The 21,762-nt window shown below is 67.9% G+C and carries 21 protein-coding genes and 1 riboswitch; of the genes, 3 read left to right on the top strand and 18 right to left on the bottom strand.

What is annotated here, in order from left to right:
• Positions 1 to 107 precede the first annotated feature (107 nt).
• Positions 108 to 788 (bottom strand): Fe2+-dependent dioxygenase, encoded by a 681-nt coding sequence (locus ASD79_RS21930; RefSeq protein WP_056725630.1) that lies wholly within the window; start codon positions 786 to 788, stop codon positions 108 to 110.
• Between the two features lie 97 nt (positions 789 to 885).
• Positions 886 to 3,261: a TonB-dependent siderophore receptor gene (locus ASD79_RS21925; RefSeq protein WP_056725629.1), complete on the bottom strand. Its 2,376-nt coding sequence runs from the start codon at positions 3,259 to 3,261 to the stop codon at positions 886 to 888.
• Between the two features lie 197 nt (positions 3,262 to 3,458).
• A riboswitch (ZMP/ZTP riboswitch) is annotated at positions 3,459 to 3,541 on the top strand.
• A gap of 21 nt (positions 3,542 to 3,562) precedes the next feature.
• Here ASD79_RS21925 and ASD79_RS21920 point away from each other — a divergent pair.
• Both ASD79_RS21920 and ASD79_RS21915 read left to right on the top strand, forming a co-directional pair.
• Positions 3,563 to 4,195: a LysE family translocator gene (locus ASD79_RS21920; protein ID WP_056725627.1), complete on the top strand. Its 633-nt coding sequence runs from the start codon at positions 3,563 to 3,565 to the stop codon at positions 4,193 to 4,195.
• A gap of 1 nt (position 4,196) precedes the next feature.
• A complete protein-coding gene (locus tag ASD79_RS21915) occupies positions 4,197 to 4,901 on the top strand; it encodes a ribonuclease T2 (protein WP_056725626.1) in 705 nt (234 codons plus the stop codon).
• A 379-nt stretch (positions 4,902 to 5,280) separates the two neighbouring features.
• Here the strand turns inward: ASD79_RS21915 and ASD79_RS21910 are convergent, their stop codons facing one another.
• The 14 genes from ASD79_RS21910 to ASD79_RS21845 all read right to left on the bottom strand — a co-directional run bounded on the left by ASD79_RS21910 (position 5,281) and on the right by ASD79_RS21845 (position 19,720).
• Positions 5,281 to 5,604, bottom strand: a complete 324-nt coding sequence (locus ASD79_RS21910) for a hypothetical protein (protein WP_156400627.1) — start codon at positions 5,602 to 5,604, stop codon at positions 5,281 to 5,283.
• 107 nt (positions 5,605 to 5,711) lie between these two features.
• Positions 5,712 to 7,862, bottom strand: a complete 2,151-nt coding sequence (pnp, locus tag ASD79_RS21905) for a polyribonucleotide nucleotidyltransferase (protein WP_056725624.1) — start codon at positions 7,860 to 7,862, stop codon at positions 5,712 to 5,714.
• A gap of 244 nt (positions 7,863 to 8,106) precedes the next feature.
• Positions 8,107 to 8,376 carry a 30S ribosomal protein S15 gene (rpsO, locus tag ASD79_RS21900; protein ID WP_007667263.1) on the bottom strand — a complete coding sequence of 90 codons (270 nt, stop codon included), beginning with the start codon at positions 8,374 to 8,376 and terminating at the stop codon, positions 8,107 to 8,109.
• 14 nt (positions 8,377 to 8,390) lie between these two features.
• Positions 8,391 to 9,323: a tRNA pseudouridine(55) synthase TruB gene (gene truB, locus ASD79_RS21895; protein ID WP_056725623.1), complete on the bottom strand. Its 933-nt coding sequence runs from the start codon at positions 9,321 to 9,323 to the stop codon at positions 8,391 to 8,393.
• Between the two features lie 2 nt (positions 9,324 to 9,325).
• Complete coding sequence (rbfA, locus tag ASD79_RS21890; protein ID WP_056725622.1) at positions 9,326 to 9,859, bottom strand: 30S ribosome-binding factor RbfA; 534 nt, start codon at positions 9,857 to 9,859, stop codon at positions 9,326 to 9,328.
• 130 nt (positions 9,860 to 9,989) lie between these two features.
• Positions 9,990 to 10,778, bottom strand: coding sequence for a dienelactone hydrolase family protein (locus ASD79_RS21885; protein WP_056725621.1), 789 nt, complete (start codon positions 10,776 to 10,778; stop codon positions 9,990 to 9,992).
• A gap of 230 nt (positions 10,779 to 11,008) precedes the next feature.
• The gene (locus ASD79_RS21880) at positions 11,009 to 11,557 is read right to left on the bottom strand and encodes a hypothetical protein (protein ID WP_156400626.1); all 549 of its coding nucleotides are present in this window, start codon (positions 11,555 to 11,557) and stop codon (positions 11,009 to 11,011) included.
• Between the two features lie 8 nt (positions 11,558 to 11,565).
• A complete protein-coding gene (locus tag ASD79_RS21875) occupies positions 11,566 to 12,081 on the bottom strand; it encodes a DUF2939 domain-containing protein (RefSeq protein ID WP_056725618.1) in 516 nt (171 codons plus the stop codon).
• Positions 12,082 to 12,129: 48 nt separating this feature from the next.
• A complete protein-coding gene (locus ASD79_RS21870; protein WP_056725617.1) occupies positions 12,130 to 12,666 on the bottom strand; it encodes a YcxB family protein in 537 nt (178 codons plus the stop codon).
• Positions 12,667 to 12,765: 99 nt separating this feature from the next.
• Positions 12,766 to 15,927 (bottom strand): translation initiation factor IF-2, encoded by a 3,162-nt coding sequence (gene infB / locus ASD79_RS21865; RefSeq protein WP_056725615.1) that lies wholly within the window; start codon positions 15,925 to 15,927, stop codon positions 12,766 to 12,768.
• Between the two features lie 108 nt (positions 15,928 to 16,035).
• On the bottom strand, positions 16,036 to 16,686 hold the full coding sequence (locus tag ASD79_RS21860; protein ID WP_056725614.1) for an RNA-binding protein: 651 nt from the start codon (positions 16,684 to 16,686) through the stop codon (positions 16,036 to 16,038).
• A gap of 54 nt (positions 16,687 to 16,740) precedes the next feature.
• Positions 16,741 to 18,447, bottom strand: a complete 1,707-nt coding sequence (gene nusA / locus ASD79_RS21855) for a transcription termination factor NusA (protein ID WP_056725613.1) — start codon at positions 18,445 to 18,447, stop codon at positions 16,741 to 16,743.
• Between the two features lie 2 nt (positions 18,448 to 18,449).
• Entirely contained in the window at positions 18,450 to 19,076 is a 627-nt protein-coding gene (rimP, locus tag ASD79_RS21850; RefSeq protein ID WP_056725612.1) for a ribosome maturation factor RimP, read from the bottom strand.
• Between the two features lie 185 nt (positions 19,077 to 19,261).
• Positions 19,262 to 19,720 (bottom strand): hypothetical protein, encoded by a 459-nt coding sequence (locus ASD79_RS21845; RefSeq protein WP_056725611.1) that lies wholly within the window; start codon positions 19,718 to 19,720, stop codon positions 19,262 to 19,264.
• Between the two features lie 129 nt (positions 19,721 to 19,849).
• Here ASD79_RS21845 and ppa point away from each other — a divergent pair, with 129 nt between their 5' ends.
• Complete coding sequence (gene ppa / locus ASD79_RS21840; RefSeq protein ID WP_007663173.1) at positions 19,850 to 20,383, top strand: inorganic diphosphatase; 534 nt, start codon at positions 19,850 to 19,852, stop codon at positions 20,381 to 20,383.
• A gap of 67 nt (positions 20,384 to 20,450) precedes the next feature.
• Here the strand turns inward: ppa and ASD79_RS21835 are convergent, their stop codons facing one another.
• Both ASD79_RS21835 and trmB read right to left on the bottom strand, forming a co-directional pair.
• A complete protein-coding gene (locus ASD79_RS21835; RefSeq protein ID WP_056726045.1) occupies positions 20,451 to 20,891 on the bottom strand; it encodes a hypothetical protein in 441 nt (146 codons plus the stop codon).
• Positions 20,892 to 20,984: 93 nt separating this feature from the next.
• Positions 20,985 to 21,665, bottom strand: a complete 681-nt coding sequence (gene trmB, locus ASD79_RS21830; RefSeq protein WP_056725610.1) for a tRNA (guanosine(46)-N7)-methyltransferase TrmB — start codon at positions 21,663 to 21,665, stop codon at positions 20,985 to 20,987.
• Positions 21,666 to 21,762 lie beyond the last annotated feature (97 nt).

Raw genomic sequence — 21,762 nt, 5'->3', positions numbered from 1 at the left:
GGGGAAACGACGCCGGAATAGTGAAGCTGAAGAGTAAACTTATGGTTGGCATTTGCGACCTTTAGTCGCGTCTTCGCTTCAAGCCCGAACCATCAGGCATGGGATCGTCAGACCTCGGCCCACATCCGCAGGAGGTTGTGGTAGGTCCCGGTCAGCGACAGCACCGATGGATCGACAGCCCCCACCGCGCCCGACAATCTCTGGATGGCCACGTCGATGTCGAGCAGCAGGGCGCGCCGGGCGTCGTCGCGCACCAGGCTCTGGATCCAGAAGAAGCTGGCCGTCCGCACGCCGCGCGTCACCTGCGTGACATGGTGCAGGCTGGAGGCCGGATAGAGGATCAGCCCGCCGGCCGGCAGCTTGACGATGTGGCTGCCGAAGGCGTCCTCGACCACCAGCTCGCCGCCGTCATAGTCGTCCGGATCAGACAGAAAGAGCGTGGCCGACAGGTCGGTGCGCAGCGGCAGGCCGGTCGAGGGGTCGCGGCGGATGGCATTGTCGACGTGGTCGCCGAATCCCATGCCCACGCCATAGCGGTTGAACAGCGGCGGCAGGATGGCGCGCGGCAGGGCGGCCGAGACGAACAGCGGGTTGGCCTGCAGGGCCTGGGTGATGATCGCCCCGACCTCGCGAGCCGCCGCCCCGTCCTGCGACAGTTGCTGGTTGTTCTTGGCCATCGCCGCCTGGAAGCCGGAGGTGGCGTTGCCGTCGATCCAGTCGGCGGCGTCGAGGACGGCGCGGCAATGGGCGACTTCGTCGGGCGTCAGGACGTCGGGGATCTGGATCATGACCCGACTCCTATCAGAAACTTGGCGTCGTCCGGGAGGGGCCGCTCCCTGACGACGCGCTTGGACGTCAGACGATCAACTCCGGGGAGGGAGAGGCTCAGTACTTGACGTTCAAGGTCAGGATCGCCTGGCGGCCCGGGGCCGGGTCGGCGTGGTGGGTGCCGTTGGTCTTGGTGAAGTAGCGCTCGTCGGTCAGGTTCTGGACGTTGAGCTGCAGGTCGACCTTGTCGTTGACCACGTAGCTGGCGAAGGCGTCGTAGCGCCAGTAGGACGGCAGGTAGACCTTGTTGGCCCCGCCGCCGGCCCCGCCCTGGTTGCCGCCATAGGCCTTGGACGAATAGTAGGCGCCGCCGCCCAGCGACAGGCCGCGCACCACGCGGTAGGTCGTGAACAGGCTGAAGGTGTTCTTGGGCGTGTTGGCCAGCGGGTCGCCCGTATTGATGTTGATGATCGGCGTGCCGGCGTTCGGGCCGGTGGCCGGGATCGTCACCGCGCCCTTGACCAGTTCGCTGTCCATGTAGGTGTAGCCGCCGAAGGCCTGCCACTTGGACGTGATGTTGCCGGAGACGCCCAGCTCGATCCCCTTGACCTCGACCTCGCCAACCTGGGCGTAGGTGTCGACGCCGGTCAGCACCTGGGCGTTCTTGCGGGTGGTCTTGAAGGCCGCCGCCGACAGGGCCAGCTTGTCGTCGAAGACGTTGACCTTGGCGCCCAGCTCGAAGCTCTCGCTGTCCTCGGGCTCCAGGATCTGGGTGGACAAGTTGCCGGAACCGACGCCGCCGTTGGTGTTCTGATCGCCGGCCGAGATGCCGGGCGGGGTCGAGGCGGTGCCGTATGAGACGTAGAGGCTGGAGTCCTGCGTCGGCTTGAAGACCAGGCCGGCCTGGTAGTTGGTGAAGCTCCACTCCGCGTCGCGGGCGGCGACGCTGGTGATGGTGTAGACGCCCTGAGCCTGGCTCAAGGTGTAGTCGTAGCCGAAGCTCTGATAGTTGTCGTGGCGGACGCCGAGGTTCAGCAGCCACCGATCGCCGAACTTGAGGGTGTCGAAGGCGTAGACGGCGGCGGTCTTGCTGACGTTGTAGTTGGCCGGGCCGCGGTTGACGACGCCGGTCCACGGATCGTCGGCGTTGGGCGCGAAGACGTTGGTGCAGTCGCCGCTGCCCAGGTTGGCCTGGAAGGAGCCGAGCCAGACATAGCCGGTCGGGCACGGCGCGCCGCCGGTGGTGAACGTCGTGTAGGTGGCGTTGAGGTTCTTCTCGCGGCTCAGTTCCAGCCCGACGTCGAAGCTGTGCTCGATCCCGCCGGTGGCGAACTTGCCGTGCAGGTCGGTGACCGAGGCGATCGTGGTGGTCGGGTTCCAGCGGGTCTTGGGCCCCCGCTTCATCCAGTAGACGCCATTGATCAGCTGGGCCGGGCCCGCGTCGCCGGGGTTGGTGACGATGTAGTCGTTCAGGGTCTTGGAGTAGCGCAGCACCTGGCGGACGCCGAGGTTCTCGTTGATCTGGTGGTCGAAGGCGATGGTGGCGATGTCGGCCTTGGTCTTCTGGTAGTCGCGCGCCTTCAGGCCGTAGAACGTGTCGCGGTCGACCTTGAGGATGCCCGAGGCGTCGCGCGGCTGGGCCAGGACCTTGGTGAACAGCGGAATGCCGTAGTCGGGCATGTTGTTGCCGTCGAGGTGGTAGTAGCTGACCACCAGCTGGGTCGGGCCGTTCAGGCCAAACGCGATCGACGGCGCGATCCCCCAGCGGTCGAAGTCCACGGCCTTGCGGCCCGGGATGTTGCCCTTCGTGCCCAGCAAGTTCAGGCGGACGGCGACGCTGTCGTTGATCTGGTGGTTCAGGTCGGCGGTGGCGCGGACATATTCGTCGGTGCCGACGGCCAGCGAGGCGTTGGCGAAATCGTCGGCCTTGGGGCTCTTGGAGGTCAGGTTGATGCTGCCGCCGCCCGAGCCGCGGCCGCTATAGGCCGAGTCCGGCCCCTTGATCACTTCCACCTGTTCCAGGTTGAACACTTCGCGCGACTGGCCGCCGCTGTCGCGCACGCCGTCGACGAAGACGTTGTTGCCCGAGGCCTGGCCACGGATGAACGGCCGGTCGGCCAAGGGCTGGCCGCCCTCGCCCGCCCCGAAGGTGATGCCGGGCGAGTTGCGCAGGATGTCCTGCAGCGAAGTGGCGGCGGTCTGGCTGATGATCTTCTGCGGGATCACCGTGATCGACTTGGGCGTGTCGACCAGCGGGGCGGTGAACTTCGGCGAACCGACCTCGGCGACCTTCTTCTTGCCGTCGACTTGGACGCCGGCGATCTCGTTGGCGTTGTCGGCGGCGGTGGCGACCGGCGCGTCGGCGTCGGGCGCGGCCGCGAAGGCGACAGGCGCCAGGGCCAGGCCGGCCACGCCGGCGACGGCGGCGGCGCCCAGGGCGCGGCGGGCTTGGCTGCGGACACCGGCGACGGCGGGCTTGGAAGGCTTTTGCATGCGTCAGGAAACCCCAGCAGGCCGTCGGGGGAGCGCGGCCCTTGTCGTAATTGCGACGCGTTCTTAGCTGTGGCGTTACCGCAGTGCAATGATAATCATTCTCAGAAAATGGGGCCGCGCGATCGGGGACAGGCGCATGCGCCTGTCCCCAGCCTGCGCCACCCCCTAAACCTTGACCACGAACCGGTGTACACAGCCTCCGTCCGCGTGACTGGCGATGAGAGGGAGCACCCTCGGGGAGCGCGGACCGCATCGACAGCCGTTCGCCTGGGCGCCCATCCTTGAACCGCGGAGACCGCCCATGCCTGAAGCCAAGACCTGGATCGCCTTCTGTCTCGTCTGCCTGGGCATGGCGCTGACCCCCGGGCCCAACATGCTCTACCTGGTCAGCCGCTCGATCTCCCAGGGCCGCTGGGCCGGGATCGTGTCGCTGATCGGCACCGCCGCCGGCTTCGTGGTCTATCTGGTCTGCGCGGCGCTGGGCATTACCGCCCTGCTGATGGCCGCGCCGATCGCCTATGACATCCTGCGGTTCGGCGGGGCCCTGTACCTGGCCTGGCTGGCCTGGCAGGCGATCCGACCGGGCGGCGCCTCGCCGTTCCAGGTGCGCGAGCTGCCCAAGGACAGCCCGGCCAGGCTGATCAGCATGGGCTTCCTGACCAATCTGCTGAACCCCAAGGCGGCGATGCTGTACCTGTCGCTGCTGCCGCAGTTCATCGACCCGCATCACGGCGCGGTGCTGGGCCAGTCCCTGGCCCTGGGCGGCAGCCAGATCCTGATCAGCCTGACCGTCAACGGCGTCATCTGCCTGGCCGCCGGGACCATTGCCGGCTTCCTGGCCCAGCGGCCCAGCTTCGCGCTGATCCAGCGCTGGCTGATGGCCTCGGTGCTGGGCGGCCTGGCCGTGCGCATGGCGACGGAGGCGCGGCGCTAGCATGCGGGCGGCGGCGATCATCCGGGCCCTGGGCTCCGTCTTGCTGGCCTTGACGCTAGTCGGCGCGGCCCAGGCGGCGTCGCCCGAGGCCTGCATGATCCCGCGCGACGTGCGCCCGGCCCCGGCCAAGGCACCGCCGCGCGGCGAGGTCCGGCGCGACACGCCGACGGCCGCCTATCTGCTGGTCCTGGCCTGGTCGCCGGAGTTCTGTCGCGTGCACGGCGGCGAGGCCGGCGCCGCCCTGCAATGCCGCGCCAACAGCTTCGGCTTCATCGTCCACGGCCTGTGGCCCGACGGCCGCGCCTGGGGCCCCAGTTCCTGCCGCGACGCTCCGCCGCTCGACCCGGCCACCCTGAGGGCTAACCTGTGCATGACGCCCTCGCCGTCGCTGCTGCAGCACGAATGGGCGACGCACGGGACCTGCGGCTGGAACAGCGCCGCCGACTATTTCGCCAAGGCCCGCGCCCTGCGCGCCGGGATCGACGTCCCCGACCCCGCCGGAGCCCAGACCGCCGGCCAGCTGCGCGACGCCTTCCTGGCTCGCAACCCCGGCCTGACCCGCGACGGGCTCGACGTCCGAGTGGGCAAGGGCAATCGGCTGACCGAGGTGCGGGTCTGCTACGACCTGAAGTTCAGGTACGCGCGGTGCCTGGACGGGACGGGAGCGCCGGATCGCGTGGCGCTGCGGGTGACGCCGAGGCGGTAGGGGGGCGGCGGTTGCGCTCCCCTAAGGCCTTGATCTCCACCGCCGTTTTCCCGGCGAAGGCCGGGACCCAGATTCATCCAGAGCGGCTCGTGGGTTTCATCTGGGCCCCGACCTTCGTCGGGGAAACGGACGAAAGGTCGGTGCTTCAATGACGAAGCGCAGCGCCCCTTCACAAGCCGCCCGCCCCGGCGGACAGGCCCCGCCTTAAATCCTTGGAGGCGAGCTTGCTCTGGGGTCAGGCCGTGTCAAGGACCGCCTCCGGCGGCCGCGTCGCGGCGGCGCGACGCGCCGTCCTTGACACGGCCTGACCCCAGAGCTCCGATCCACCAAGGGTTTAAGGTGGGGTCGCATCCACGGGCGGATGCGGGCCACGACCGCATCAGGGTCGAATGAAGACGCGCAATCCGCAGTCGGTGCGAACCGGGAGGCCGTCCTTCAGCGCGTAGTACTCCCAACACACATCCTGTCCTCGCTTGATCGAGCGTTTGGCGATGTCCGCCGAGGAGAGGAACTCAGACAAGGTCGTTCGCCCGTCACTGTTCCAGTCCATCTCACGCCAGTCGTAGCCGCGCGCCAATGCGCCAAGCGCGATGTAGGCCGGATAGACCAGGAGGAGCGCCATCACTCCAAGGACCAGGAAGAGAAACGTCTTTTTCAATTCTCTCAACCGATAGCCGTAGCGGACACCACACGCGTACAGCACGAAGCGATACCCGTCGATGAGCGAAGGGAGCCCCCCAACGCAAAACGGGCGGCCCCTCTCGGAACCGCCCGCTCGCTTAGCTCACGTCGTGAAAGACGTCCTCACCCTCAGGTGTTGACGGCTTCCTCGGGCGACACTTCGGTCTTCTTGGACAGGTCTTCGCCGGTTTCCTGGTCGACGACCTTCATCGACAGCTTGGTCTTGCCGCGATCGTCGAAGCCGAGGAGCTTGACCTTGACGATCTGGCCTTCCTTCAGCACGTCCGAGGGCTTGGCCACCCGCTCGTTGCTGATCTGGCTGACGTGGACCAGGCCGTCCTTGGCGCCGAAGAAGTTCACGAAGGCGCCGAAATCGACGACCTTCACGACCTTGCCGTCGTAGATCGCGCCGACTTCCGCTTCCTGGGTGATCGACTTGATCCAGTCGATCGCGGCCTTGATCTTGGCGCCGTCCGAGGCCGAGACCTTCACGGTGCCTTCGTCGTTGATGTCGACCTTGGCGCCGGTGGTGGCGACGATCTCGCGGATCACCTTGCCGCCGGTGCCGATCACTTCGCGGATCTTGTCGGTGGGGATGGTGATGGTCTCGATCTTCGGAGCGTAGTCGCCGACCTCTTCACGAGGGGCGTCCATCGCTTTGTTCATCTCCTCGAGGATGTGCTCGCGGCCGCCCTTAGCCTGGGCCAGCGCTTGCTTCATGATCTCTTCGGTGATGCCGGCGATCTTGATGTCCATCTGCAGCGAGGTCAGGCCCTGGCTGGTGCCGGCGACCTTGAAGTCCATGTCGCCCAGGTGGTCTTCGTCACCCAGGATGTCCGACAGAACCGCGAAGCCGTCCTTTTCCAGGATCAGGCCCATGGCGATGCCCGAGACCGGACGGATCAGCGGAACGCCCGCGTCCATCATGGCCAGCGAGGAGCCGCAGACCGTGGCCATCGAGGACGAGCCGTTCGACTCGGTGATCTCGGAGACCAGGCGGATGGTGTAGGGGAAGTCTTCCTTCGACGGCAGCATCGGGCGCAGGGCGCGCCAGGCCAGCTTGCCGTGGCCGATTTCGCGGCGGCCCGGGCTGCCCATCCGACCGGTCTCGCCGACCGAGAAGGGAGGGAAGTTGTAGTGCAGCAGGAAGGATTCCTTGTAGGTGCCTTCCAGGGCGTCGATGAACTGCTCGTCGTCGCCGGTGCCCAGGGTGGCCACGACGATGGCTTGGGTCTCGCCGCGGGTGAACAGGGCCGAGCCGTGGGTGCGCGGCAGGATGCCGACTTCACCCAGGATCGGACGGACCTTGTCGACGGTGCGGCCGTCGATGCGGATGCCGGTGTCGAGGATGGAGCGACGGACGATGTCGGCTTCCAGTTCCTTGAACACCGAGATCAGCTTCAGCGGATCGATGCCGGCCGGGTTGGTGTCGCTCTTGGCGAAGGTGTCGACGGCCTTGGACTTGGCGGCCGACAGGGCGGCGACGCGGTCGCCCTTGGCGCGGATGGTGTAGGCTTCGGCCAGGTCGGCGCCGACGGCCTTCTTCACTTCGGCCTTCAGGGCGTCGGTGTCTTCCGGCTGGAAGTCGAAGGGCTCCTTGGCGGCGTGTTCGGCCAGCTCGATGATGCCGTCGATCACGGCCTGCATGGCCTTGTGGGCGAAGCTGACGCCGCCCAGGACGATCTCTTCCGAGAGTTCCTGGATTTCGGATTCGACCATCATCACGGCTTCGGCGGTGCCGGCCACGACCAGGTCCATCTTGCTTTCCTTCAGCTCGTCGAGCGTCGGGTTCAGGATGTACTCACCGTTGACGTAGCCGACGCGGGCGCCGCCGATCGGGCCCATGAACGGCGCGCCCGAGATCACCAGGGCGGCCGAGGCGGCGCACATGGCGACGATGTCGGGATCGTTCTCGAGGTCGTGTTGCAGCACGGTGCAGACGACCTGGACTTCGTTCTTGAAGCCCTTGACGAACAGCGGGCGGATCGGACGGTCGATCAGGCGGGAAACCAGGGTTTCCTTTTCCGACGGACGACCTTCGCGCTTGAAGAAGCCGCCCGGGATCTTGCCGGCGGCGTAGGTCTTCTCGATGTAGTTGACGGTCAGGGGGAAGAAGTCCTGGCCGGGCTTGGCCTTCTTGGCGAACACGGCGGTGGCCAGGACGACGGTTTCGCCCATGGTGGCCAGAACGGCGCCGTCGGCCTGACGGGCGATACGACCGGTTTCGAGGACCAGCGTCTTGCCGCCCCACTCGATCGTCTTGCGCATGATTTCGAACATATTTGCTTCTTTCGGTTCCGAAGGACCCATTTCCTTCAGGACGGACAGGGGCGGGCGGCCGAGTGGCGGTCCCGAGGTTTCCTCATCCAGTTCGACAGGCCCCGAAGATCGTGATCCTCGGCGTACATCCGGTTTCGCGAGGTTGCGAAACCGCGGCGGCCATCCGTTTCAGCCTGTCTTGAAACGGCGGCTAGAAATGCGTTCGGCCGCCTTGCCGGAGCAAGGCGGCCGAAGTGCGCCTAAACTAGCGGCGCAGACCCAGCTTCTCGATGAGAGCCGTGTAACGGCCCAGATCGGACTTCTTCAGGTGGTCGAGGAGGCTGCGACGCTGGGAAACCATCATCAACAGACCACGACGGCTGTGGTTGTCCTTCTTGTGGGTCTTGAAGTGCTCGGTCAGGTTGGCGATCCGTTCAGACAGGATCGCGACCTGGACTTCGGCGCTGCCGGTGTCACCCTCGGTGCGGGCGTGTTCGGCGATAAGAGCGGTCTTGCGCTCGGCAGTGATCGACATCGGGTTGTCTCCGCTCAGGTGAGTTGGAAGACCCGCACCGGATTGAGCGATCCGGCGCGCATCTCGCACAAGGCCACCAGCCTCTGACCCGACATGGCGGAAACGGTGCGATCACCGGGCGTGAGCACGGCTTTCAACGATTCCACCTGCCTTGGGAGCAGAACGATGGCGCGTCCTTGCGCAAGCCGGAAGGCGTCTTCATCGGTCACGGCCAGCGCCGGGATGTCGTCCAGCGCGGTCTCGACCGGAAGCAATGCCTCCGACAGGCGGGCCTCATACCCCAAATTCTCCAGGGTTTCCAGGCCTATCGCCGTTTCCTCGGTGAACCGGCCCACGCGGGTGCGGCGCAGCTGGTCGACATGTCCACAGGCGCCCAGCGCCGCGGCCACGTCGCGGACGATGGCGCGGACGTAGGTGCCCTTGCCGCATTCCATCTCCAGTTCGACGTGGTCGACGTCTGGAGCCCCCGTGACGCGCAGCGAATGAACCTTGACCTTGCGGGTCTTCAGCTCGAATTCGACGCCCTCGCGGGCCAGATCGTAGGCCCGCTCGCCGTCGACCTTGATGGCCGAATAGTTGGGCGGGATCTGGTCGATCTCGCCGACGAAGGCGTGCAGCACGCCCTCGACCTGCTCGCGGGTCGGGCGCACGTCGCTGGCGTCGGTGGTCTCGCCCTCGCGGTCCAGGGTGGTGGTCGAACGGCCCCAGGCGATGGTGAAGCGGTAGGCCTTGTCGGCGTCCATCAGGAACGGGACGGTCTTGGTCGCCTCCCCCAGCGCCAGCGGCAGGATGCCGGTCGCCAGGGGATCCAGCGTACCGGCGTGACCGGCCTTCTGGGCGTTGAACGCCCGGCGCACGCGGCTGACGGCGCTGGTCGAGGTCAGGTCGTAGGGCTTGTCCAGGCACACCCAGCCCGAGATGGGATCACCCTTCTTGCGGCGGGCCACGCTCAGGCTTCCCCGTCTTCCTGGTCGTGCCGGTCTTCCTGGTCGTGATCGTCGTCGCCGACCACGTCGGACAGGCGCAGGTCGGCCTGGATCTTCGGGTTGTCGAACAGGGCGTCCATGCGCTTGGCGTTGTCGAAGCTCTGGTCGTGGACGAACTTCAGGTCCGGCGTGAAGCGCATGCCCAGGCCATGGCCCAGGCGGCCGCGCAGGAACTTGGCCACCCGGTTGAGGCCGGCCACCACCTCGTCGGGGCTGCCGGGCACCACGGTGGTGCGCGACGGCGACGACGGCTCGGGCACGTGGATGTTCATGATCCCGGCCCCCAGCGGCTCGACGAAGACGATGGCATGACGCAGGTCGGGGCTCATCCGCACCTCGGTGACGGTCACCGAGACATTGGCCAAGGCGGGGTCTTGCAGGGTCTCGTCGCGCAGGATGTCGACCAGGGCGTGGCGGATCAGCTCGCCGGCCCGCAGCTGGCGCTGAGACGGGCCGGCGCTGACGCCCTTGGTGGGCTTGAACGTCTTGTTCTTCATGGGACGGGCCTTGTCGCCCGGCCGGCGGATCGAACGCCGGTCGCGGGGTGAAATGGAAGGCGGGGTGTCTAGGCTCGTGGGGGGCAAAAGTCCAGCGCGGCGGGTTTTTCATCCGCCGAGATGGGCGGGATCAGGCCCCCGTCCGTTCCTTGAAGAACGCCAGCACCCGGTCGCGGACCTTCATGGTCGGGCCGTCCGGGTCGTCGCGGTCCAGGTGGATGGTCAGCACCGAGTGCGGCGCCTTGCCCGTGCCGCGCCTGGCCGTGGCGTCGGGCAGCTGGTGGACCTCCAGCCGCTCGCCGAGCTCCCGCTTCAGGGTGTCGAGACGGGCGCATGGCGACAGCTTGTCGTCCTCGAAGCGCAGGGCCAGCATCGACAGGTCTTCGGCCTGCATCCGCGCCTTGGCCACGGCCAGCTCGGCCGGCGAGCAGTCGAGCCGCGCGGCGCCCTTGCGGCCGACCGGCAGGGAGGGCTCGGCCAGAACCGGGGCCACCACCGACGGCTCGGTCATCATCGCCAGGGCGAAGCCGCCGGTGAAGCACATGCCCACCGCCCCGACGCCCTTGCCGCCGCACTCGGCATGAGCCTGGCGGGCCAGGGCCCGCAGCCAGTCGACGATCGGGCTGGAGCGGCCGCCGGCCCAGGCGTTGAACTGGTGGCGCATGCACAGCAGCCGTGCGATCGCGCCGGCGATATAGAGGTCCGACACCGGCTTGCCGGGCTGCCCGAACAGGCTGGGGCAGAACACCGTCATCCCCTCGGCGGCCACGTCGCGGGCGAAGGCCAGCACGCTGGGATGCAGGCCGGGGATCTCGTGGATGACGATCACCGCCGGACCGGTCCCGATGCGGTAGACCGGCCGCGTCCAGCGCCCGTCGTCGAACTCGAACCGCGTGAACCCCGCCAGCGTCTCGTCCATGGCCGCCCCCTGCCCGCTTCGTGGGTTGGACGATGGCACGGGGGCATCGGATTTTAAAAGCCCGTCATCCGAAAGGAGGACGCGCGCTCTTTCGGTTGTCATCCCGGCCGCAGCGAAGCGGAGGGCCGGGACCCAGGGGCCGGCGCAAAGCGGTTGCCCTGGGTCCCGGCGCTTCGGCCCGCTACGCGGTCCTACGGCCGGGATGACAACAGTTGGGTGGTTAGCGCCTCCTACCCCGGCGTGTTGTCCGGGGCCCAGTCTTCCATCGGGTCGGGCCGGCGGCCGTTGGGCAGTTTCCATTCACCGCGGAACGAGAAGTCCAGCGTGCCGCAGACCCGCGTCGCCCCGCCCTTGGGGTCGTCGCCGAACGCCTGGACCCGCAGGTCGCGTTGCAACGCCAGGCGGCTGAAGCTCAGCCACAGCCGGGTCGCGCCGGGGCAGAAGGCGCGGATGTAGATCTTGCCCTGTTCGAACTTCGGGTCGATCTCGTAGAGCGCCGCGCCGGCGTCGACCCCGCTCATCGCCTTCAGGCCACCCGGACCCAGGTCCTTGTCGCGGCCGTCGACCAGCCGGCCCTGGACCGGCACCCCGGTGGCCAGCACCTTGAGCACCCGGGTTCCGGTCAGCTTCTTGTCGAAGACCACTGTCAACCCCGCGCCCGTCAGCCGCTTGGCGTCGGCCGAAATCGGGTCATAGGAGTACATCTTCCGTTCGGCATGGGCGGCCGCGGTCGCCATCGCGGTCGCCGCGAAGCCGATCAGGACGGCGCGCCCCCACATCGCTGGCCTCACCGACGGAATTGCAGGTTCACGGCCTCGGGGTCGAAGCCCGACAGCCGCCAGGTTCCGCCTTCCTGGGTGAAGATCAACAGGCACGGGCCGTTCTTGCCCTTGGCGGCGCAGACCTGGCCGTCGCCGACCGGATGCAGGGTCGAGGCGATGGCCACCCGGCTGGGGATCGGCCGGTCGGGGGTATAGCCGTAATAGTTGGCGGCGGCGCGGAAGGTCTCGGGCTGGATCAGGGCCGCGCCGGCCACGTCGGCCACGGGACCGGCCAGGGCGGCGACGGCCGCCTGCCAGCCGCCGCCCGCGTTCGACTTGCGGGCCTCGCGGACCATCCGGCTCTCGATCTGGTACTTCAGCGCCCGCCGGTCGACGCGGGCGTCGAAGGCGGCGTGGTCGTTGTCGCGGATCGCCACCAACAGGGCATGGACGTCGCCGGCCGCGTCATAGCGATCGACCGTCGCGCAGGCGCTCAGGGAGGCGGCGGCGAGGGTCAGGGTCAGAAGGGCTCGAATGCGCATGGGGACAAGGGGTAGGCCGGAAATCGGGCGAATTCCAGTCCGGCGGCGTCATGCCCCCGCGCTGGACGTCCTGGTGAGCGCCACGGCCTCGACGCTGCGGGCCCGAGCCTCTGGCTTCATCTTGGCAAGACAGGCCCCAAGGAAGGCTTGCTCGGCGGCGGCATCGACAAACAGCCGCTTCGGCAGAAAGTATGCGGCTCCCTGTCCGATGAAAAGCCAAGCGTCACGCCCCGGCGCGATTTCGGTGAGACCCGTCCATCGCAGCCTGGTTTCCGTCAGCGGCCCATCGAGGACGAGGCTCTCTTCAGTCAGACGATAGATGACCGAAGAGGCGACCGGCACGCCACGCTTGGCCCAAGCCTTGCGCTGGTTGGCGCGGATTGCCCGCGCCATCAACGGAATCCCGCCCAGCACGATCACGATAAAACCGAAAACGCCGAAGCCGCCCTCGACAAGAATGTCGATGAGCGTCTGCGCCGCCAGACCCGCGACCATGATCAACGCCAAATGAACCAGCCAGATGTAGCGGCTCCATCCGAAGAGTCGCTTGCCCAGCGGACCGCAAGCCTTCTGGGCCTCGGCCATCGCGACTTCGCCAACAACTTCCACCGCAATCCCCAAACGCAAGAAGGGCGCGAGCTTGCACCCGCGCCCTTCTCTTTAAGCTGAAGCTTGATCCAACGCCTAGTCCAGCTGGCGCTTGATCTCTTCGACGGTGAAGCACTCGATGGTGTCGCCGACCTTGATGTCCTGGAAGCCGGCGAACATCATGCCGCACTCCTGGCCGGACGGGACCTCGTTGACCTCGTCCTTGAAGCGCTTGAGCGTCGCCAGGGTGCCCAGTTCCAGAACGACGATGTCGTTGCGGATGATCCGGACCTTGGCGCCCTTGCGGACCACGCCCTCGGTGACCTTACAGCCGGCGATCTTGCCGACCTTGGAGATGTCGAAGGCCTGCAGGACTTCGGCGTTGCCGAGGAAGGTTTCGCGCTGGATCGGGGCCAGCATGCCCGAGAGCACGCCTTTGATGTCGTCCAGCAGGTCGTAGATGATCGCGTAGTAGCGGATCTCGACGCCTTCGCGTTCAGCCAGCGCCCGCGCCTGGGCCGAGGCCCGGACGTTGAAGCCGATCAGCGGCGCGCCGGCGCCCTTGGCCAGCATGACGTCGCTTTCGCTGATCGCCCCTGCGCCCGACAGGATGATCCGCGCGCGGACCTCGTCGGTCGACATGGCGTCCAGCGACCCGATGATCGCCTCGGCCGAGCCCTGCACGTCGGCTTTGATCACCAGCGGCAGTTCGCGGTACTTCTTGTCCTGCAGCTTGGCCATCATGTCGGCCATGCTGGTGGCGCCCGCGCCGACCGGATGCATCGATTTCTCGCGCTTCAGGCGGATGCGGTATTCGGTCAGCTCGCGGGCCCGGGCCTCGTTCTCGACGACCGCGAAGGGGTCGCCGGGCGAGGGCACGCCGTCCAGGCCGAGGATCTCGACCGGGGTGGCGGGACCCGCTTCCGTCAGCTGTTCGTTGCGTTCGTTCAGCAGGGCGCGAACCCGGCCGAACTGGCTGCCGGCCACGACGATGTCGCCGCGCTTCAGCGTGCCGCGCTTGACCAGCACGGTGGAGACCGCGCCGCGACCCTTGTCCAGCTTGGCCTCGATCACCACGCCGTCGGCGGTGCGGTCGGGGTTGGCCTTCAGGTCGAGGACCTCGGCCTGCAGCAGGATGCGCTCGATCAGTTCGTCCAGGCCCTGGCCGGTCTTGGCCGAGACTTCGACGATCTGGGTGTCGCCGCCCAGGCTTTCGACCACGATCTCGTGTTGCAGCAGCTCGTTGACGACCCGCGTGGAGTCGGCGCCGGGCTTGTCCATCTTGTTGACGGCCACGATGATCGGCACTTCCGCGGCGCGGGCGTGTTTGATCGCCTCGATGGTCTGCGGCATGACGCCGTCGTCACCGGCCACCACCAGGATCACCAGGTCGGTGATGTTGGCGCCGCGGGCCCGCATTTGCGAGAAGGCCGCGTGGCCCGGGGTGTCGAGGAAGGTGACCTTCTGGCCACTTTCCAGACGCACCTGATAGGCGCCGATGTGCTGGGTGATGCCGCCGTGCTCGCCGCCGGCCACGTCGGCCTTGCGCAGCGCGTCCAGCAGGCTGGTCTTGCCGTGGTCGACGTGACCCATGACGGTGACGACCGGGGGCCGGGGCTCCAGGTGATCGTCGACATCCTCGCCGCCGATGAAGCCTTCTTCGACGTCGGCTTCCGACACGCGGCGCACGGTGTGACCGAATTCGGTCGCCACCAGCTCGGCGGTGTCGTTGTCGATGACGTCGTTGATCTTCAGCATCACGCCCTGACGCATCAGGAACTTGATGATCTCGACACCACGCACGGCCATCCGGTTGGACAGCTCCTGCACGGTGATGACGTCGGGGATGATCACTTCGCGGCTAACCTTCACCACATCGGCGGGGCCGCCGCGGCGCTTTTCTTTTTCACGTTCACGGGCCCGGCGAACCGAGGCCAGCGAGCGCATGCGGTCGGCGGAGTCTCCGTCGCCGGCCACGGTCTGGATGGTCAGGCGGCCTTCGCGGCGGATCGGCGCGCCCTTGGCGCGGCTGACGGCCTTGCCGGGGGCGGCGGCCTTGCGGCGATCGTCCTCCTCTTCCGGACGACGACCGACGTCGCCGCCGGGGCGGGGGGCCGAGCGCGTGGCGCGCTGGATTTCCGGCGTGGCCGGAGCCGAGGCCGGGACGCCCGGACGGGCGCCGCGCGGACCGCCGGGACCCGGACGAGCGCCCGGCGCCGGGCGCGGGGCCAGGGCCGAATAGCGGACGGTCTGGGTCGGACGATCGCCCTGCGGACGGTCACCCTGGGGGCGGTCGCCTTGCGGACGATCACCTTGCGGGCGGTCGTTGCGGAAGCCACCGGCGCCTTCGGGGCGCGGACCGCGCGGCGCGGCGTCGGGACGCGGCGTACGCTGGTTGTACGGGCCGTCCGGACGCGGGGCGCGCTGGTTGAACGGACGGTCCGGCTGCGGACGATCGCCCTGGGGACGGTCGCCTTGCGGCTGGACGCCCGGACCCGGGCGATAGGTGGTGGTCGACGAGCGGTCGTCGCGACGGTCGCGGCTGGGCTCGTAGGTGCGGGTCTGGCCGGCCGAAGGGGCGGCCGGACGCGGCGCGTCGGCGCGAACCGGAGCGGCGGGGCGCGGAGCCTCGGCGCGCGGCGCGGCGGGAGCCGAAATCGGAGCCGGAGCGGCGGCCTGGGTCGGCGCGACCGGGGCCTGGGCCACGGGCGGCGGCGGCGGCGGCGGAGCTGCCGGGGCGGCGGGCGCCTGAGCGACCGGGGCCGGAGCCACGGGAGCCGGGGCGGCGGGCGCTTCCGGAGCCGGGGCCGGGGCCGGCGTGGCGGCGGCCTTCGCGGCGGCGGCGGCCTTGGCCGCGGCGTCGCGAGCGGCGGCTTCAGCCGCAGCGGCGCGGGCTTCGGCGGCGCGGCGCTCGACGGCCTGGCGTTCCTGTTGCTCGCGAGCAGCCTCGATGGCGCGCTGGCGGGCCAGCATCTCGCCTTGCGACAGACCGCCAGCGGAGGAACCGCCGCCACCCGAAGACTGCGGACGCGGCGCGTCGTTGCGGCGTTCGGCCGAGGACGGCGCGGCGAGGTTGCCGGCCGGCGGCGCGTGCGGACGCACGCGCTTGGTTTCAACCACCACCGTCTTGGTGCGGCCGTGGCTGAAGCTCTGCTTCACGACGCCGGCGCTGACAGACCCCTGGCGGGGCTTCAGCGTGATGGGCGCTCTGCCCCCGGGGTTGGAACCAGGCCGACCGTTATCGTTCTCGTCGCTCATGCGCTCGCTTGTACTTCCGCCGGCCAAAGCCGGCCAAAACCGTTAGATCCATATGAGAACGGGGCCTGGACGTACCTCCCGAAGGAAGCGCGTTTCCCGGCCCTTATCTCAAGGCTCCTCACGCCAACTCGCCGACCAACTCGGGGGAAGGAGTGGGCGGAAGCCTGATAACCGCTCGACATCCAATGTCCAGCGATCTGTGCCGCGCCCGGCAAGGAGCGCCGTGTGTATCACATTCTCCCCGCCCAAGGCCAAACCCAATTCGTCGGATGAGAACATCCCGAGGATTTTAGGGTCGTTGGGGGCCTTGTAGACGGCGGTGAGCATCTTCCGCCGGCCGTCTGGGGCGCTGTCGGACGCCTCGATCAGCCACGCGGTCTTGCCGGACGCCAGGGCCGAGGAGACCTTTTCGAAGCCCGAGATAATGGTTCCGCCGCGCCGCGCAAGGCCCAGGCCGTCGAGAACCCGCTTGACCAGCAGCCGCTCCACCTGGTCGGCCAGGTCGGCGGGAGCCGACAGCTTGGTCTTGGCGGAGCGCGAGAACAGGCCCTTCTTGGCCGCCGTCGTCACCGCCTCGCGGGTGGCCTCGACCCACATGCCCCGTCCGGGCAGCTTGCGGGCCACGTCGGGCACCACGCCGCCGTCGGGACCGACCACGAACCTCACCAGACGCGCCTCGTCCGTCGCCTCGCCCAGGACGATGTCCTTGCGCTGGCGGGAAGCTTCGGCGTGGGTCTTGGGGGCGTCGGGGTCGGTCATGCGGCTCGCAAAACACCGCGCCTCCGTCTTGCGAGGGAGGCGCGGGGCTCAAGGTCAGTCTTCGGTGGCTTCTTCGGGCGCGTCTTCGGTCTCCAGAACCGCTTCGGCGTCCTCGGCGATCTCGTCCGAGGCTTCGGCCGGCTCATCGCCCGCCTCTTCCACGTACTCGACCTCTTCCTCGATATATTCCGGCTCGGGCGGAGCCTCGACCCAGCCCATGACGACCCGGGCGCGCATGATCAGCGCCTCGGCGTCTTCCGGCGACAGGTTGAAGCTGTCGAGGATGCCGGCTTCGCGGGTGCGCTCGCCGTCCTTGGTCTCGAACCAGCCGCGCAGGTCGTCGGGGATCAGGCCGGCCAGGTCCTCGACCGTCTTCACGTCGCCTTCGCCCAGGGCCACGGCCACGGGCAGGGTGACGCCTTCGATCTCGAGCAGGCCGTCCTCGACGCCCAGCTCGACGCGCTTGGCGTCGAGGGCGGCGGCTTCCTTGTCGAGGAATTCGCGGGCTCGGGTCTGCAGCTCTTCGGCGGTCTCGTCGTCGAAGCCCTCGATGGCCGCGATCTCGTGCGGCTCGACATAGGCGACGTCTTCCACCGTGGCGAAGCCTTCGGTGACCAGCAGCTGGGCGATGACTTCGTCGACGTCCAGGGCTTCCTGGAACAGGGCCGTGGTCTCGGTGAACTGCTTCTGACGGCGCTCGCTCTCCTGGCTTTCCGTCATGATGTCGATTTGCCAGCCGGTCAGCTGCGAGGCGAGACGGACGTTCTGGCCACGACGGCCAATGGCCAGCGACAGCTGCTCGTCAGGCACCACGACCTCGACGCGCTCGTCTTCCTCGTCCATCACCACCTTGGAGACTTCGGCCGGGGCCAGGCCGTTGACGATGAAGGTCGCCTCGTCCTCGGACCACTGGATGATGTCGATCTTCTCGCCCTGCAGCTCGGCCACCACCGCCTGCACGCGCGAGCCGCGCATGCCGACGCAGGCGCCGACCGGGTCGATGCTGCTGTCGTTGGAGATCACGGCCATCTTGGCGCGCGAGCCCGGGTCGCGGGCCACGGCGCGGATCTCGATGACGCCGTCGTAGACTTCCGGCACTTCCTGCGCGAACAGCTTGGCCATGAAGCCGCCGTGGGCGCGCGACAGCATGATCTGCGGGCCCTTGGTCTCGCGACGGACGTCGTAGATGTAGGCGCGGATGCGGTCGCCGACGTTGAAGTTCTCGCGCGGGATCGACTGGTCGCGGCGCATGATGCCTTCGCCGCGGCCCAGGTCGACGATGACGTTGCCGTACTCGACGCGCTTGACGCTGCCGTTGACGATCTCGCCGGCCCGATCCTTGTACTCGTCGTACTGGCGCTCGCGCTCGGCTTCGCGGACCTTATGCATGACGACCTGGCGGGCCATCTGGGTCTGGACGCGGCCGATCTCGAACGGCGGCAGGCTCTCTTCGTAGATCTTGCCGACCTCGGCGTCGCGCCAGGTGCGCTTGGCCGACGACAGCTGGACCTTGCCGATCTCGCCTTCCAGCTCGAAGTCGTCCGCGACGACCTCGATCACCCGCTTCTGGGTGGTTTCACCGGTCTTGGTGTCGATCTTCACCCGGATGTCGTGCTCGGCGCCGTAGCGGGCGCGGGCGGCCTTCTGCAGGGCGTCCTCGATCGCCTCGATGACGACTTCCTTCTCGATGCCCTTTTCACGCGCGACCGCGTCGGCGATCTGCAGCAGCTCGAGGCGGTTGGCGGAAATGCCGATAGCCATGGTCAGTCCTCTTCACTTTCGGACAGGTCAATATCGTCTTCGGCGTCGTCGCCGAGATCTTCGTGGTCGGTGTCGGCGTCTTCGCCTTCAGCCCCGACGCGGGCGGCCCGCTGCTCGGCGCCGCGCTTCATCAACTGGTCGGTCAACACCAGCTTGGCGTCGACGATCCATTCGAACGGGAAATAGACGGTGGTGTCGTCCTCGCCCTCGAGGTTCAGGCCGACCTGGCCGTCCTCGACGCCGGCCAACTCGCCCTTGAAGCGCTTGCGGCCCTCGGCGACGCGGTCCAGCTCGATGCGGACCTCGAGGCCGGCATAGGTGTCGAAGTCCTTCAGCCGGGTCAGGGGGCGATCGACGCCCGGACTGGAGACTTCCAGGGTGTATTCGCCGCTGATCGGGTCGGCCGCGTCCATGATTTCGGAGATGGCGCGCGACAGCTTGGCGCAGTCCTCGACGTTCATGTCGCCGCCGCTGCCGTCTTCCTGCAGCGGGCGTTCGGCCATGATCTGCAATCGGCGCTGCTCGGCCCCGCCCATCAGGCGCAGGCGGACGATCTCATAGCCGACGGATTCGGCGACGGGATCGAGCATCTCGACCAGACCAATATCTTCCTGCGTCTTGCCGCGCACGGTTCTCTCAACTCACTGGCGGCCGCCCAAATCGCGCTGGCAAAAGCCAAGCTGGCGAGCGGCCAAAGAAAAAGCGGCAGCCTTTCGGGCCGCCGCTCGAAAGCGCTATCAGCGCTGACGGACGATGTAGGGCCTATATAGCGCGATGTTCGGACGGTTGGAAGCCCCCTGTCTCGACGCGCCCTCTACCGCAAAAGCTCGCTGAGCTTGTCCGCGACGCCCCAGGGCCCGCATTGTTGGGTGAAGGCGTGCGCTTTCGAGCGCCAAAACCAATCGACATCCATCGACCAGGGATCGAGGCAAACCCCATTGGGATCCGGGCCGGGGTCGTCCAGATAGGACGAGGGGCTGTCGAGAATGGCTTCAAGCGCCCTGGCTTGCTCGCGACCCAGGCTGTGAACGGTGGGCTTGGACCAGTTTTTCGGAACGCCCCTGACGGTCGCCACGCGCCAGACGCCGTCGGCGCCCCGTGTGGCGGTCGTGTCGATCGCGCCGACCATCTGCAGGTAGCCTTCGGAGAACAGGTGGACGCTGTCGGGCGTGCCGCCGATTGGCGCATCCCCCGCCGAAGCGCAGGCCGACATCCCGACCAGCGCCAAGGCGATGATCGAAACGCGGATCGTCAGGGCGGAGAACCGGGGCATCCGGGCAGTTTCAGCCTTCCTTAGCGCTGGTCAAGCTTTCCGCCCCTTCCGCACCGCGACACTTGTGGCCTATACAGTCGCCCGCGCAGGCCGCCTCCCCGCGGACCCAAATCCCAAAGAAGAGTCACGATGGACCTCTCCAAGATCGCTATCGGCGTGAACCCGCCCTTCGACCTCAACGCCATCATCGAGATCCCGCAGGGCGGCGAGCCGGTGAAGTACGAGATCGACAAGGAAAGCGGGGCCCTGATGGTCGACCGCTTCCTGCACACCGCGATGTTCTATCCCGCCAACTACGGCTTCATCCCCCACACCCTGGCCGACGATGGCGACCCGGCCGACATCATGGTGGTGGGCCCGACCCCGGTCGTGCCGGGCGCGATCATCCGTTGCCGCCCGATCGGCACCCTGATGATGGTCGACGAGGCGGGCTCGGACGAAAAGATCCTCGCCGTGCCAGTCGACAAGCTGCACCCCTTCTATACGGGCGTGAACAGCTGGCGCGACCTGCCGGTGATCCTCACCGAGCAGATCGCCCACTTCTTCCAGCACTACAAGGACCTGGAAAAGGGCAAGTCGACCAAGATCACCGGTTGGGCCGACCTGGAAGAGACCGCCGAGATCATCCGCACGGCGATCAAGCGCCACGACGAAAGCTACTGATCGAGACGTGATGGGGGGGAGCTCCGCCAACGCGGCGAGCTCCCCTCTCCGGCGCGAGAGGCCCCGGCTAGCGGAGCACGCCCCGCCGCGCCATCCACCACGCATACCCCATGAAGACGATCAGCAGCGCCGTGATGACCGCGCTCGTGATCGCCATCTGCGGGCCCATGATCTCGCCGCCGTTCGTCAGGGCGTAGGTGTAGATCAGGCTGAGCAGGAACGCCGCCAGCGACACCGCGAAGACCGGAAAGGCCAGCCTGTTGCGCAGCAGGATGAGCACTGACCCCAGCATCGCGCTCCACACCCCGACGGCCCAATCGACGTGCATCCAGAGCGGCATCTCCTGGTAGTGGGCGATCTGGGCGGGCGTCATGCCCGCGCTGGCCATGTAGCGGGCGCCCTGCGTCAGGCTCATCACATGGTCGAATGCGCCGATGGCGTTGAACAGCACGGCGACGACGCCGACCAGCCACAGATGCCAAGGCGTCTTGATCCTCGTGTCGGTCATCTTGCTCACTCCGGTCCTCCCGCGCCCGTCTAGGCGCGGGCCGGCCGCCAGCTTAACACGAGCTTGGCTTTGAGCGGAGCCACGCCCCGCCGGCTAGACCCTGACGAAGTCCAGGAACACCGGCGCGCAGTCGCCCAGCTTCTTCTCCTCGTACCGCGTCGTCACATGGTCGGCGGGCGGCGCGTTGCGGTCGGCCGCGGCGTCGGCATAGCGGAAGGCCGGGTCGGCCAGCACGCGCTCGATCGTCCATTCGGCGTAGTCGGCCCAGTCGGTGGCGAAGCGGAAGGCCGCGCCGGGCTTCAGCACCCGGGCGAACTGCGCGACCACCGCCGGCTGGACCAGCCGGCGCTTGTTGTGGCGGGCCTTGTGCCAGGGGTCGGGGAACATCACGAACAACCGGTCCAGGCTGGCGTCGGGCAGCCATGCCAGCACGTCGCGGGCGTCGCCCTCGTGGATGCGAACGTTCGACAAGGCCTGCTCCTCGACATGGCGCACGGCGCTGGCCACGCCGTTGACGAAGGGCTCGGCGCCGATCACCAGCACGTCGGGACGGCGGCCGGCCTGGGCGGCCATGTGCTCACCGCCGCCGAACCCGATCTCCAGCCAGACTTCTTTCGCTTCCGGCATCAGGTCGCGCGGTTCGAACGGTTCGGCCGGGATCGCCAGGGTCGGCAGCAGAGTGTCGAGCAGGGCCTGCTGGCGCGGCTTCACCGGCCGCGACTTCAGGCGGCCGAACGAACGCAGCGGCCCATGGGGCTGTTGAGGGTTGGTCATGGGCGGGTCTTTACTCGGCATCGCCACGGGAGACCAGCGGCGAGCCCGTGCGTCCTTCGAGGCTCGGCTTCGCCTCGCACCTCAGGATGAGGACGTT

It is taken from the genome of Caulobacter sp. Root655 (assembly GCF_001427665.1).
Taxonomy (GTDB): Bacteria; Pseudomonadota; Alphaproteobacteria; order Caulobacterales; family Caulobacteraceae; genus Caulobacter.
The sequence above is the reverse complement of the archived record's forward strand: the minus strand, read 5'-3'. Positions and strand labels throughout refer to the sequence as shown.

Coding starts and splice junctions, on each gene's coding strand:
- ASD79_RS21930 (WP_056725630.1), bottom strand. CDS start 788: ATGATCCAGATCCCCGACGTCCTGACGCCCGACGAAGTCGCCCATTGC.
- ASD79_RS21925 (WP_056725629.1), bottom strand. CDS start 3,261: ATGCAAAAGCCTTCCAAGCCCGCCGTCGCCGGTGTCCGCAGCCAAGCC.
- ASD79_RS21920 (WP_056725627.1), top strand. CDS start 3,563: ATGCCTGAAGCCAAGACCTGGATCGCCTTCTGTCTCGTCTGCCTGGGC.
- ASD79_RS21915 (WP_056725626.1), top strand. CDS start 4,197: ATGCGGGCGGCGGCGATCATCCGGGCCCTGGGCTCCGTCTTGCTGGCC.
- pnp (WP_056725624.1), bottom strand. CDS start 7,862: ATGTTCGAAATCATGCGCAAGACGATCGAGTGGGGCGGCAAGACGCTG.
- rpsO (WP_007667263.1), bottom strand. CDS start 8,376: ATGTCGATCACTGCCGAGCGCAAGACCGCTCTTATCGCCGAACACGCC.
- rbfA (WP_056725622.1), bottom strand. CDS start 9,859: ATGAAGAACAAGACGTTCAAGCCCACCAAGGGCGTCAGCGCCGGCCCG.
- ASD79_RS21885 (WP_056725621.1), bottom strand. CDS start 10,778: ATGGACGAGACGCTGGCGGGGTTCACGCGGTTCGAGTTCGACGACGGG.
- ASD79_RS21880 (WP_156400626.1), bottom strand. CDS start 11,557: ATGTGGGGGCGCGCCGTCCTGATCGGCTTCGCGGCGACCGCGATGGCG.
- ASD79_RS21875 (WP_056725618.1), bottom strand. CDS start 12,081: ATGCGCATTCGAGCCCTTCTGACCCTGACCCTCGCCGCCGCCTCCCTG.
- ASD79_RS21870 (WP_056725617.1), bottom strand. CDS start 12,666: ATGGCCGAGGCCCAGAAGGCTTGCGGTCCGCTGGGCAAGCGACTCTTC.
- infB (WP_056725615.1), bottom strand. CDS start 15,927: ATGAGCGACGAGAACGATAACGGTCGGCCTGGTTCCAACCCCGGGGGC.
- ASD79_RS21860 (WP_056725614.1), bottom strand. CDS start 16,686: ATGACCGACCCCGACGCCCCCAAGACCCACGCCGAAGCTTCCCGCCAG.
- nusA (WP_056725613.1), bottom strand. CDS start 18,447: ATGGCTATCGGCATTTCCGCCAACCGCCTCGAGCTGCTGCAGATCGCC.
- ASD79_RS21845 (WP_056725611.1), bottom strand. CDS start 19,720: ATGCCCCGGTTCTCCGCCCTGACGATCCGCGTTTCGATCATCGCCTTG.
- ppa (WP_007663173.1), top strand. CDS start 19,850: ATGGACCTCTCCAAGATCGCTATCGGCGTGAACCCGCCCTTCGACCTC.
- ASD79_RS21835 (WP_056726045.1), bottom strand. CDS start 20,891: ATGACCGACACGAGGATCAAGACGCCTTGGCATCTGTGGCTGGTCGGC.
- trmB (WP_056725610.1), bottom strand. CDS start 21,665: ATGACCAACCCTCAACAGCCCCATGGGCCGCTGCGTTCGTTCGGCCGC.